Source organism: Paraburkholderia sp., from assembly GCF_049581445.1.
In the GTDB taxonomy this organism is placed as follows: Bacteria; Pseudomonadota; Gammaproteobacteria; order Burkholderiales; family Burkholderiaceae; genus Paraburkholderia.
Genome location: NZ_JBAURZ010000246.1, coordinates 1 through 11,583, shown reverse-complemented (window position 1 = coordinate 11,583; position 11,583 = coordinate 1). Strand labels below are relative to the sequence as shown.

Annotated in this window: 10 protein-coding genes; 7 read left to right on the top strand and 3 right to left on the bottom strand. The window is 62.3% G+C overall.

All coding sequences use genetic code 11. From position 1 onward, the window contains the following. The 5 genes from WCA85_RS21255 to WCA85_RS21235 all read left to right on the top strand — a co-directional run. A partial coding sequence (locus WCA85_RS21255) for a hypothetical protein (protein WP_424066844.1) occupies positions 1-753 on the top strand: 753 nt, incomplete at its 5' end. Positions 754-989: 236 nt separating this feature from the next. Further along, a complete protein-coding gene (locus WCA85_RS21250) occupies positions 990-1,313 on the top strand; it encodes a hypothetical protein (protein WP_424066843.1) in 324 nt (107 codons plus the stop codon). Between the two features lie 158 nt (positions 1,314-1,471). Then, on the top strand, positions 1,472-2,992 hold the full coding sequence (locus WCA85_RS21245) for a sugar ABC transporter ATP-binding protein (RefSeq protein ID WP_424066842.1): 1,521 nt from the start codon (positions 1,472-1,474) through the stop codon (positions 2,990-2,992). Continuing rightward, entirely contained in the window at positions 2,989-4,023 is a 1,035-nt protein-coding gene (locus WCA85_RS21240) for an ABC transporter permease (RefSeq protein WP_424066841.1), read from the top strand. The genes WCA85_RS21245 and WCA85_RS21240 overlap by 4 nt, the downstream gene beginning before the upstream one ends. A gap of 128 nt (positions 4,024-4,151) precedes the next feature. Next, on the top strand, positions 4,152-5,129 hold the full coding sequence (locus WCA85_RS21235; RefSeq protein ID WP_424066840.1) for a substrate-binding domain-containing protein: 978 nt from the start codon (positions 4,152-4,154) through the stop codon (positions 5,127-5,129). A 78-nt stretch (positions 5,130-5,207) separates the two neighbouring features. Here the strand turns inward: WCA85_RS21235 and argS are convergent, their stop codons facing one another. Then, positions 5,208-6,944: an arginine--tRNA ligase gene (argS, locus tag WCA85_RS21230; protein ID WP_424066839.1), complete on the bottom strand. Its 1,737-nt coding sequence runs from the start codon at positions 6,942-6,944 to the stop codon at positions 5,208-5,210. Positions 6,945-7,077: 133 nt separating this feature from the next. Here argS and WCA85_RS21225 point away from each other — a divergent pair, with 133 nt between their 5' ends. Then, a complete protein-coding gene (locus WCA85_RS21225; protein WP_424066838.1) occupies positions 7,078-7,797 on the top strand; it encodes a cupin domain-containing protein in 720 nt (239 codons plus the stop codon). A gap of 163 nt (positions 7,798-7,960) precedes the next feature. Further along, entirely contained in the window at positions 7,961-9,175 is a 1,215-nt protein-coding gene (locus tag WCA85_RS21220) for a M24 family metallopeptidase (protein WP_424066837.1), read from the top strand. A 21-nt stretch (positions 9,176-9,196) separates the two neighbouring features. Here WCA85_RS21220 and WCA85_RS21215 read toward each other — a convergent pair whose 3' ends face one another. Next, complete coding sequence (locus tag WCA85_RS21215; protein WP_424066836.1) at positions 9,197-10,126, bottom strand: DUF72 domain-containing protein; 930 nt, start codon at positions 10,124-10,126, stop codon at positions 9,197-9,199. A gap of 43 nt (positions 10,127-10,169) precedes the next feature. Further along, positions 10,170-11,583 (bottom strand): response regulator (locus WCA85_RS21210; RefSeq protein WP_424066835.1); only part of this gene is annotated, 1,414 nt, incomplete at its 5' end.

Genomic DNA, 11,583 nt, shown 5'->3' with positions numbered 1-11,583 from the left:
GGCGGCAGCTGCTCGCATGCGGGCGGCGTGGCAGGTCCCTACGGCGGCTTCGCCAGCAACACTGGCACCGTGACGCGCACGGCGCCGGGCCAGTTCTCCAACTCAGGCACCGCGACGGGACGCTACGGCAACAGCGTGCAGCACTCGGGCGATACCAGTTGCGCCGGCGGCACCTGTGCGCATACCGGCACCCTGACGGGTCCGGACGGCAAGACGGCCAACACATCCGGTAGCGTGACGCGTGATGCGCCGGGTCAGTATTCGTCCTCGGGCACGGTGACAGGCTCGAACGGCAACACGGTCAACCACTCGGCATCGACCAGTTGTGCGGGGAATTCCTGCTACCGCTCGGGTACGGCGACGGGGTCCGACGGCGGGACGGTCTACCATTCCGGCTCGGCGACCCGCGTCAGCGGCGGTGTGGTGACCACCACGGGGACGGTGACAGGTGTACACGGCGCTACGGTTACGACCGGTGGGACGGTCGTAGCAGCGGGCACGGTGACGACGGGTGGCACAGCTGTAGTGGTCCGCTCGCCGACGGTGGTTGTGGCGCCGCCGGTGGCTTACGTGGCGCCGCCGCCAGTCGTGTATGTTCCGCCGCCGCCTGTTGTCTACGTACCGCCGCCTCCGCCGCCCGCTGTGTATGTTGCGCCGCGCGTGGTCTACGTCGCGCCGCCGCCGCCCCGTCCGCTCGTATGGGTACCGGGCCATTGGATGGGTGCAATCTGGGTTCCGGCGCACTGGGCATGAACGGTCAAGCTGGCACTGGAGTAAAGGGTATGCGAGGAGATCAACAGGTCGAGCGCGAGCGGGACGGCGTAGCGTCGGGCCACCTGATAGACGCGATGCAACGCAGGCGGTCTTTGGGTTCGTTGGCAGGTTGGTTCGGAGGTTGTTTAGGCAAACTGACGGACTCACCGCCGGGCAAACTGCCCGGCGCAATAGCGGGCTCAATGAAGTGCTCGTCTACCCGTTTGGCAACCAGCATGTTGACGCTGCTCGTGGCCATTACGGTCATGACCGTGGTCGTAGCCAAAGTGGACAGCGAGACCGATGCATTCCCCGTGGCAATTCCGGTCGAGGCATCGTCGCTCGCATCGTCCAGTTTGCCGCCGCGCTGTGCGCTGCAATTCGCGGCTGTCCTCGATCTTGCCGAGCTTGAGCGCAGTTACGGCAAGACCTCGGGCGCTTATCGCCAGGCATTCGGCAACGTTTCCGGCAAGATCCACGATTGCCGGGCCAACGAGCGGTATGCCGCGGCGTCCCCGGAAGCGGGACACGGCGGCGGCTCGAAACCAGGTCTCACCTGAAGATCGCAAATCCTGAAGAGAAACGCACGCGGAAAGCCATTCTCTTTAGTGTTTTCCTATGAATCAGCTTAAATATGAAGTAGAACAAAGGGAGACAAATCCCGTCGAGAGGGAGGAGACATGCACTGGGTCGTATGGCCGACCGGGTTCGGTGCGCCATGACGGCGCGTTTGCTCGAGGTCCGTGGCATCCAGAAGCGCTTCGGCGGCGTGCATGCGCTCAAGGGTGTCGACTTCGATCTCGCCGCCGGCGAGGTGCATGTACTGCTCGGCGAAAACGGCGCGGGCAAATCCACCTTGATGGGTGTGCTATCGGGCGCGTTTCTGCCCGACGCGGGCGCGATCAAACTCGACGGTAACCTGCTGAATCTAACTAGCCCCCGCGACGCTCACGCCGCCGGCATCGTGATGATCCCGCAGGAACTCGACCTCGTCCCCGGCCTCGATATCGCAGGCAATCTGTTTCTCGGCAACGAAATTACTCACAAGGGCGTGCTGGCTGGCGCGGCGATGCGGCGCAAGGCGCAGGACCTGCTGGCGCGCGCCGGCGTGTCGCTCGATGCCAGTCTCCCGGTGTCGAGCCTGCGAATGGGCGAGCGGCAACTGGTCGCGATTGCCAAAGCCCTGTCCGCGCAGGCACGCATTTTGATTATGGATGAGCCTACCGCGGCTCTGTCAGCAGTCGAAGCGGATCACCTCTTTACGGTGGTGAAGGAGTTGTCCGAGCGCGGTGTCGGCATCGTCTATATCTCGCACCGGCTCGAAGAAGTGACGCGCATTGGCCACCGCGTCACGGTGATGCGCGATGGCGCTGTCGTCGGCACCACGGCACCCGATGCACCCCAGGCGACGCTCGTCCAGATGCTCGTGGGGCGGCCTTTCTCCGATCTGTTCCCGCCACGCGCGACGCGAGTCGGCGCGCCGATCCTCCTGCTCGAACACGCGGCATTCGACCCGGACATCCCACGCCTTGGCTGGCAAGCGCCCCGTGATATTTCGCTGACGGTGCATGCCGCCGAGATCGTCGGTCTGGCGGGCCTGATGGGTGTGGGCCGCACGGAGCTGTTGTCGACCCTTTACGGCTTCGGCACCAGCGGACGCTGGCGCGGCCGCGTCGAAGTGCGCGGCAAACCAGCCGTGCTCGGCAATATCCCGGCCGCCCGTCGTGCGGGCATCGCTTTCGTCACGGACGACCGGCGTGGCACTGGCCTGATCCTCAGCCAAACGGTTGCACAAAACGCCGTGATGTCCACGCTGAAACGCGTCACGCCGTTTGGTCTCGTGTCGCGGGCGCTGGAGCGACGTCAGGTGATGCGCGCCATCAACGACTACGACGTACGTCCACGCTCGCCCGAAGCGAAGGTGGTCAACCTGTCGGGCGGTAACCAGCAAAAGGTGGTCTTCGCCAAGGAACTGATGAACGATCCGGGCCTGCTTCTGCTCGACGAACCCACGCGCGGGGTCGACGTCGGCGCCAAGGCGGAAATCTACCGGCGTTTGCGCAGCCTCGCCGATACCGGCCTGGGTGTGTTGGTGGCGTCTTCTGAATTGCCTGAACTGATCGGGTTGTGCGACCGGATCATCGTGATGCACGCAGGACGCACGATTCACGAATTCGGTCCGAATCCGAGTGAAGAGGATGTGCGTCGCGTCAGCGAAGGGGAGGGCCTTGCCGCATGAGCACCACGCCGACCACCACGACCTCGGGCGGCGATCGTCCGCGCAGCCTGCTCGCCTGGCTGGTCCGTTTTCAGAGCCTGCTAGGGCTGATCCTCGTGGTCACCGCAGGCGTGGTGTTTTCGCCGCGGCGGCATGGCCATATTCTGTTCCTCGCGCCGGATAACATTGCCAACATCATCCGCTCCATCTCCGAGACCGGCATTCTCGCGCTGGGCATGACCTTCGTGATCATCGCGGCCGGCATCGATTTATCAGTGGGGGCGGTTCTCGGTCTGTGCTCGGTGCTGACCGCAACCCTGCTTGTCAACGAAGGCTGGGGACTGTGGAGCACGTTGCCGCTCGTCATCGTGACGGGCGTGGTGTTCGGCGCCATTCAAGGCGTGATTGCCACGCGTTTGCGGATCCAGGCGTTCATCGTCACGCTGGCCGGACTTCAGGCGGCGCGGGGCCTGTCCTTGATCGCTTCGAATAACGCATTTATCAACATCAACTATGGTGCGGGTCCGGGCAATGCGCCGCCGGCGTTCGGCGTGCTCGGCCAGCGGATCGGCGGCGTGTTCCCGGTCGCGACACTGGTGTTCGTGGTGCTGGCGGTGGTCGCGGCGTTTCTGCTTAATAACACGCGTTACGGCCGCTATGTGGTGGCCGTCGGCGGGAATGAAAAAGCGGCACGCCTCTCCGGCATTCCAGTGGCCGCAATCAAGATTTCGGTCTATGCGCTGACCGGTTTCGCCTCGGCGATTGCCGGTATCGTCCACGCTGGACAGTTTTCGTTTGGTAGCCCTAACGATGGTACCGGATACGAACTCAATGCAATCGCCGCCGTGGTGATCGGTGGCACGGATCTGTTCGGGGGTGCCGGCTCCATGATCGGCACCATCGCGGGCGCGATCATGCTCGGGGCGCTCGCCAATATTCTGCAGCTCAATGACGTCAGTGCCGCCATGCAACTGCTTGCGACGGGCGCGATCATCGTGATCGCCGCAGCACTGCAGACTTACGTCGTGGGCCGTGGAGGTTCGAGGCGGTAAATCCGTGCGCGTGGTTCCCGGCTGCGGCGAGCAGGGTGCGCTGGCGTATGTCAAAACGATCGCAACCTTGTTGCATGGGACCGGAGCAAGCGTTAAAGCGCAAACTCTGCCCGACAGGAGACAGGCATATGAAAGTCATTTTGCAAACGACCTTGCTGGCGGCCAGTGTGGCGCTTACGTCCAGCTCATGGGCGGCGGGTGGCAAGCCGCTCGCGAAGGAGTGCGGGCCGAACAACGACTACGTGATCGGCTTTAGCCAGGCGAATTTCAAGGAACCTTACCGCGAGCACGTCAACCATGAGCTTGAACGTCTCGTGAAGAACTACCCGAAATTCAAGCTGGTCATTGCAGATGGGCAGGCAAGCGTGAACACCCAGGTGTCGCAGGTCGAGAACTTCATGACCCAGCACGTCGATTTGCTGATGATCTCGCCGTTCGAAGCGGCGCCGCTGACGCCGGCGGTATCGGCGGTGTATCAGGCGGGCGTACCGGTGATCGAACTCGACCGCAAGACGACGGGCGACAACTATACGGCGTTCGTCGGCGGAGACAACCGGGCGATTGCGCGCGAAGCGGGCGAGTGGGCGGCCAAAACGCTGCTGCCCGATGGCGGCGAGGCGGCGATTCTGGAAGGGCTGCCGAGTTCGTCGCCGGCCATCGAGCGTCTCGAAGGCTTTAAGGCGGGCATTGCTGGCAACCCCAAGATCAAGCTCGTAGCGGTGCAACCGGTGGACTGGATGGAGGACCAGGCGGTGACGGTATTCTCCGCGATGCTGCAGGCGCATCCGGATATCAAGCTGGTCTATACGAGCAACGATCTGGCGGCAGCGGGGGCATATATCGCTGCCAAGCAGGCTGGCAAGGAAGGCCAGGTGAAGATCATCGGCACGGACGGCCTGCCTGGACCGTCCGGTGGTATCCGTTCGGTGGCAGACGGCCAGTGGGCAGCCACCTACACGTATCCGACAGGGGCGGCCCAGGCGCTCGAACTCGCCAAGAAAATCCTGATCGACTGCGCGACCGAAGTGCCGCGTAACGTGGTGGTGCCAACCCAGCGAATCGATCAGAGCAACGCGAAGGCGCTGATGAACAAGGAGCAGTTCTAGCCCGTTGGTTATGTATGCAATGCCGGTAGCGTCTTCGTCGTCGATGCGCTACCGGCAGACAACATCAGCGAGTGGGTCTTACATCGTCTCCAGCACGTCGATTCCCAGCAATCCCAGGCCCGTGCGCAATGTATCCGCCGTGAGGCGGCACAGTTGCAGGCGGCTGTTGCGTACCTCGCCACTGGCGGTGAGCACCGGGCACGCTTCGTAAAAGCGCATTAGCGCTGCAGCCAGTTCGTAGAGATACGAGCACAGATAATTCGGTAAGGCGTCCTGCGCGACGGCGAGTACCGCGTCCGCGAAGCGGGACAGTTGCAGCGCGAGTTGACGCTCGGCCGGTTCTTCAAGGCTCACTGTGCTGTTGATATCCCACTCGCCGGCGCGGCGCAGCACGCTCTTGATGCGCGTGTACGCATACTGTAGATAAGGCGCCGTATTGCCTTCGAACGACAGCATGCTCGCCCAATCGAACACGTAGTCCGTGCTGCGGTTCTTGGCGAGATCGAAGTATTTGATCGCGCCGATCCCTACCACCTTGGCCACGTCGCGCCGTTCGGCTTCCGGCAGTTCAGGACTCTTTTCGGTGACGAGGTCATAGGCGCGTTGCGTCGCCTCGACCAGCAGTTCGGCAAGCTTGACCGTGTCGCCGCTGCGGGTCTTGAACGGCTTGCCGTCGTCGCCGAGCACGACGCCGAATCCGACGTGCTCCAGCTGAATGTGCGGCGGGACATACCCCGCCGTGCGCGACAGCGAGAACAACTGCTGGAAATGCAGCTTCTGACGGGCGTCGACCACGTACAGCAGCCGGTCGCCCTTAAGGGTGCCGCAGCGGTAACGCATCGCGGCGAGATCAGTGGTGGAGTAGAGATAGCCGCCGTCCTGCTTCCGGACGATATACGCGGCGGGCTCGCCGTCCTTGCTGCTGAACTCGTCGAGGAACACGACTTTCGCGCCGTCGCTTGTCACAGCCAGTCCGCGTGCTTCCAGGTCAGCTACGATCACCGGCAGGTCGTCGTTATAGGCGCTTTCGCCGCGCACATCGGCGAGTGTCAGGCCGACTCCGAGCTGGCGATAGATCTCCTCGCAATGCTGCATGGAAACTTCAAGAAAGCGCTTCCATAGTGCGCCCACGCGGGGATCTCCGCCTTGGAGCTTGACCACGTAATCGCGTGCCCGATTCGCAAATGCCGGGTCTTCATCAAAGCGCTGTTTAGCTTTGCGATAGAAATCTTCGAGATCGGCGAGGGCCATCCCCGTAGTGTCTTCAGCCACCACTTCGTCCATCGACGCCGTTAGCATGCCGAACTGCGTGCCCCAATCGCCGACGTGATTCTGCGCGATGACCCGATGCCCGACGAAACGCAGCACGCGCGCGAGCGCGTCGCCGATCACGGTGGAACGCAGATGCCCCACGTGCATCTCTTTGGCAAGATTCGGCGACGAATAGTCGATTACGACGCATTGCACGGCGTCACCAGTGACACGCGGGACCGCCAGACTGTCGTCGCTTAACGCGTTGCTTACCCATTGCGCGAGGTAGTCCGGCGCGACGGTCATGTTGATAAACCCGGGTCCAGCAATCTCGACGCGGCTCACGATGCCATCGAGCTTCAGATGATCCACCACTGTTTGCGCCAGGGCGCGGGGGTTGAGTTTGCGCGCTTTCGCCGCAGCCATGATGCCATTGCCCTGATAGTCGCCGTGTTCGGGACGGCCGGCGGGTTGCACATTGGCGGGTGCGTCCGCGCAGCCTGCGGCAGTGAGAGCGTCCTGGACGCGGGCGTTGAGAAGCTGGAGCAGTGTCTGATTCGGCATCGGAGGTGGGCGTTGAATGGTAGAGACGCTAAGTGGCCTGATTCTACCTTGGGTGTTCTGGCGTTCCCTCCCGCAAAGTCTGAACGGCCGCTCTGCCGCCAGCGCAAAATTTTACCTATATAATAATTTTACCTTGACTAAAATTTTTGACCTCGGGAAGATCCCTGCAAAGATGGGAGGTAGTGTGGCCATTGGCAACAACCATGCGCAGATTACGGGGATCGGCGAGCGGATCCGCGCACGCAGGCGCGAGTTGCGTCTGACGTTGCTGCAACTGGCGAAAGCGACAGGGCTGTCGATCGGCTTTATTTCTTTGGTGGAGCGCGCTCAGACGAGCCCATCCCTGTCGTCGCTGACCAATATTGCCGCTGCGCTGGACATGCCGCTTGGCGCACTGGTCGAGGCACCGGAATTGCCGCAAACGGACTCGCATCAGGATTCGCGGCCCACCTTTGCGGTCGAGAACGGCAGGGTGGCGTATGAACGGCTTTCCACTGTGTTCGCCGGCAGCCAGGTCCATGCGGTCAAGATGTTGATGCCGGCAGGCTACGCGTCGGAGACGGTGTCGCACGCAGGAGAAGAGTTCGTATTCGTGCTGCAAGGTGAAATCCGCTACTGCGTCGACAAGAAGATTTACCGTCTGAAAGCCGGTGACAGCGTGCATTTCGACGCCACGAAGCCGCACTCGGTCAAAGCGGTAGGCGGTGAAGCGCAGGTACTCTGGGTCGGCACGCTTAACGTGTACGACAGCGCGAAGACGCGGGCAAGTGCGAAGAAGGTGGCGCGCTTTGGAGACACGGAGTTTCACGACCCGGCAATCGTGTTCGAAGCGCAGTCCACCGTTGAAGCATAGAGCCTGGTATCGAACGAGTTAGCGTTTAGTAAGCTTGATCAGGATAACTACTGAAGCTGATCGGGCCGGCAATCTCGGTGGTTCCACTGAGCAAACAAACCGGCCAGGCCCAGGTGCCGGTGCGGGAAAACGAAGTTAATTTTCTAGAGAGAGAGGGGGATTCATGGGTATCGGCATTGGCGGTTCGGACGCACAACACGAGTTGGCCCAACTGCACGATATGACGCACGGCATTGAGCCCATTCAGCCGGCGGAGTTTCTGGCGCGCATCGCCAAGGCTCAGCGCCTGATGCAGCAGCAGGGAATGGACGCCGTTTATGTCGAGTCAGGCGCGAACCTGCTGTATTTCACCGGCGTGCCTTGGCGCAGAAGCGAGCGGCTCGCTGGCGCGCTGATTCCTGCTAGCGGCGAGATTGAATACATTGTGCCGGCGTTCGAACGCGGCACTTTTACGGGCGTGCTGCAGATCCCCGGTGCGATGAGCTGCTGGGAGGAAGACGAAAATCCGCACCAGCTTCTGATTGACCGGGTGAACCGGCTCAAGTCGTCGGGTGCGGTTCTGGGCCTTGACGAGTCCGCGTCGTACTTTATGTTCGAGGGGCTACGTATCTGTGCGGGCAGCGTGCAGATCGTGGCGGCGACCGAGGTGACGCGGCCGTGCCGGATGCAGAAATCCGCGACCGAACTAGCCTTGATGCAGCGTGCCAATGATATGACGATCCGCGTGCATCAGGCAGCCGCGGCAATCTTGCGCGAAGGCATCAGCACGTCGGAAGTATTGGACTTTATCGACGACGCGCATCGTGCGGTGGGTGCGCGCAGCGGTTCGAGTTTCTGCATTGTGCTGTTCGGACCTGACACGGCTTTCCCGCATGGTGTGAAGACGCCCAAGGCGCTGGACAACAACGAAATGGTGCTGATCGATACGGGTTGCCAGCTGCATGGCTACAACTCAGACATCACGCGAAGCTATGTGTTTGGTGATGCCAACGAGCGTGAGCGCGAAGTGTGGCTGCATGAACAGGAAGCGCAACGCACGGCCTTTGAGACGGTGCGCTGCGGCGTGCCTGCCGGTGCAGCGGATAAGGCTGTGCGCGCATACCTGCAGAAGTCCGGTTACAGCGCGGGTTATGGCTTGCCGGGTCTGCCGCACCGTACGGGGCATGGTATTGGCCTCGAGATTCACGAGGGCCCGTATCTGGTGAGCAGCGACACCACGCCGCTCGACGTCGGCATGTGCTTCAGTATCGAGCCGATGCTGTGCATGCCGGGCGAATTCGGCATCCGTCACGAGGACCATGCGTATATGACGGAGTCCGGGCCGCGCTGGTTTACCGAGCCCGCCCGCAGTATCGACGACCCGTTCGGCCTGGCTTGAGCGTTTGGGGGAGCGCAACGATCATTCAAACAATGTGGTCGGTGCGCCCCCCAGCAACCCAGTCATCGTAAGCGCATTGCGCTGCCCCTGATCCTCGAAGCAGTTGTTGAAAATCACATGCGTTCTCGCCGCACGCGATGCAATCGCGCGAATCGATGTGGCCAGTTCTTCGAGTTCCTCGTCGCTGTAGTCGTAGTTAAACCGGTCTGCTGCCGTGGCGCCGGCGCCAGGGTTCCACGCTCCCGTATTGCGGCCGTGCAGGCGCACCATCGCCAGTTGCGGATTCGTCACTTCCCACACCGTATGCACGCGGTTGGTCACATCCGGCGGTGCATCCACGATCACGTGTACGAGATCCCGCTCGCGCAGAAATGCGAGCGTCGACGCCGCGTGCTTCTCATCGAGCCACGATTGATTGCGAAACTCGACGGCCATCGTGTAGCCGGCCATGCGTGCCGCGCACTCGTCGACATGCGCGAGGTCCTCCGGCGCACTGGTGATCCACGGCGCGAACTGGAACAGCACGGCGCCGAGCCGGTCGGTCTGTCGCAGCGGTTCGAGCGCTTCGCGGTAGCGTCGCCATAGTTCGTCACGAATCTCCGCTGGCAGATCGCGGTAGTACAGATTCTTTTTGCGCGTCGCTGGAGAGGGTGTGGCCGCGAGTGCCATGACGATATCTTGCGGCAGCACATCGGGCGAAGTTTGATGCCCCGTGAAGATCCTGAATGCCTTGAAGTTGAAAGTGAAGCCGGCAGGCGTGCGCTCGGCCCACAGTTGCGCATTCGACGCGGAAGGCATCGCATAGTAAGCGGAGTCCACTTCCACGAGCGGGAACTGGCTGGCGTAAAAACGCAGCCGCGCTTCCGCGCTGCTGTACCCGCGTGGATAAAAGCGCTTGCAGGCAATCAGCGATTTGTCGGCCCAGCCCGCTGTGCCGCATTGGACGTTCATCTCCGCCATCCTCTCTCACCCCATAGCGTGGTGCGCTGCCGCGCTACGCTGCCGGTGTGGTGTGTTGCCGTTCGACCGAGTCCGTCAGTTCGCGCCGCAGCACGGCAATGTCAAACGGCTTGGGCAGCAAGCGCGCGCCGGATATCGCTTCACCCAGATTAGCCTGCTCGCCGTAGCCCGACATCAGCACGACGCGCAGCGCGGGCTGCATGCTGCGCATTGCTCGCGCCAACGCGTCACCCTGCATGCCCGGCAAAGTGACATCGCTCAGGAGGATATCGTAGCGATGCGTCACCACCAGCGCGAGTGCTTCTTCGGCGCTGGCCACCGCGGTGCAGGACAGCCCGAAGCTCGCGAGCAGTTCGCTCATCGCCTCACGCGAGGGCTCGTCGTCTTCCACCAGCAGCACGTGAGACGGCGAGGCGGATTTGCGCTGCACATCCGTGGCATTGGAAGGGGTTGCTTCGACCGCTGACGACGAGGCGGGTGCGCGATCGTGAGCATTCAGCACGGTGCGAACCGTGCGCGCGAGGTCGTCGCGATGATATGGCTTGCTCAACAACGTCACACCGGGGTCGAGCTTGCCGTGATGGAATATCTCGTCGCGCGTATAGCCCGAGGTGAAGAGCACCGGAATGGCCGGCATGTGCAACGCAGCGTGTCGTGCCAGTTCGACGCTCTTGACGTTGCCAGGCATCACCACGTCGGTAAACAGCAGGTCGATCTTTACCCCGCTGCCAATAAACTCGAGCGCGGAGTCGCCATCCGAGGCCGTCAGCACTTTGTAGCCGAGTTGCGCGAGCATTTCGACAGCGGTCAGGCGAACTTGCGCATCGTCTTCGACGACGAGGATCGTCTCATTGCCGCCAATGGCAGCAGCAGGTTGATTGGCTAATTCGATAGTCTCGAGATCATTGCAGCGCGGAAAATACAGCCGCACCGTTGTGCCGCTGCCGACCACACTGCTGATCAGCATATGGCCGCCGCTTTGCTTGACGAAGCCGAACACCATGCTCAACCCGAGGCCCGTGCCGTGACCGTTGGGCTTTGTCGTGAAGAAGGGTTCCAGCGCGCGCTCCAGCACTTCGGCCGGCATGCCGACGCCGGTATCGGTGATCGAGAAAACCAGATATTCGCCCGCTGTCAGACCGGAGGTTTCATCGACATAGGCGTCGGTCACCACCGCGTTTTCGGCGCGCACGGTGAGGATGCCTTCGCCACGCATGGCGTCGCGGCCATTGATCGACAGATTCAGCAGCGCGTTTTCGAGCTGGTTGCGATCGACCACCACGTTCCACAGACCTTGCCCAAGTACCGTGTCGACGTGGATCGTCTCGCCCAGCGCGCGATGCAGCATCTCGTTCATGCCGCCGAGCAGCCTGCCCGGATTGACGACCGCCGGCGAGAGCGGTTGGCGTCGCGCGAAGGCGAGCAGGTGGGCGGCCAGTTGTGCGCCG

Coding starts and splice junctions, on each gene's coding strand:
- WCA85_RS21220 (WP_424066837.1), top strand. CDS start 7,961: ATGGGTATCGGCATTGGCGGTTCGGACGCACAACACGAGTTGGCCCAA.
- WCA85_RS21250 (WP_424066843.1), top strand. CDS start 990: ATGTTGACGCTGCTCGTGGCCATTACGGTCATGACCGTGGTCGTAGCC.
- argS (WP_424066839.1), bottom strand. CDS start 6,944: ATGCCGAATCAGACACTGCTCCAGCTTCTCAACGCCCGCGTCCAGGAC.
- WCA85_RS21215 (WP_424066836.1), bottom strand. CDS start 10,126: ATGAACGTCCAATGCGGCACAGCGGGCTGGGCCGACAAATCGCTGATT.
- WCA85_RS21240 (WP_424066841.1), top strand. CDS start 2,989: ATGAGCACCACGCCGACCACCACGACCTCGGGCGGCGATCGTCCGCGC.
- WCA85_RS21245 (WP_424066842.1), top strand. CDS start 1,472: ATGACGGCGCGTTTGCTCGAGGTCCGTGGCATCCAGAAGCGCTTCGGC.
- WCA85_RS21235 (WP_424066840.1), top strand. CDS start 4,152: ATGAAAGTCATTTTGCAAACGACCTTGCTGGCGGCCAGTGTGGCGCTT.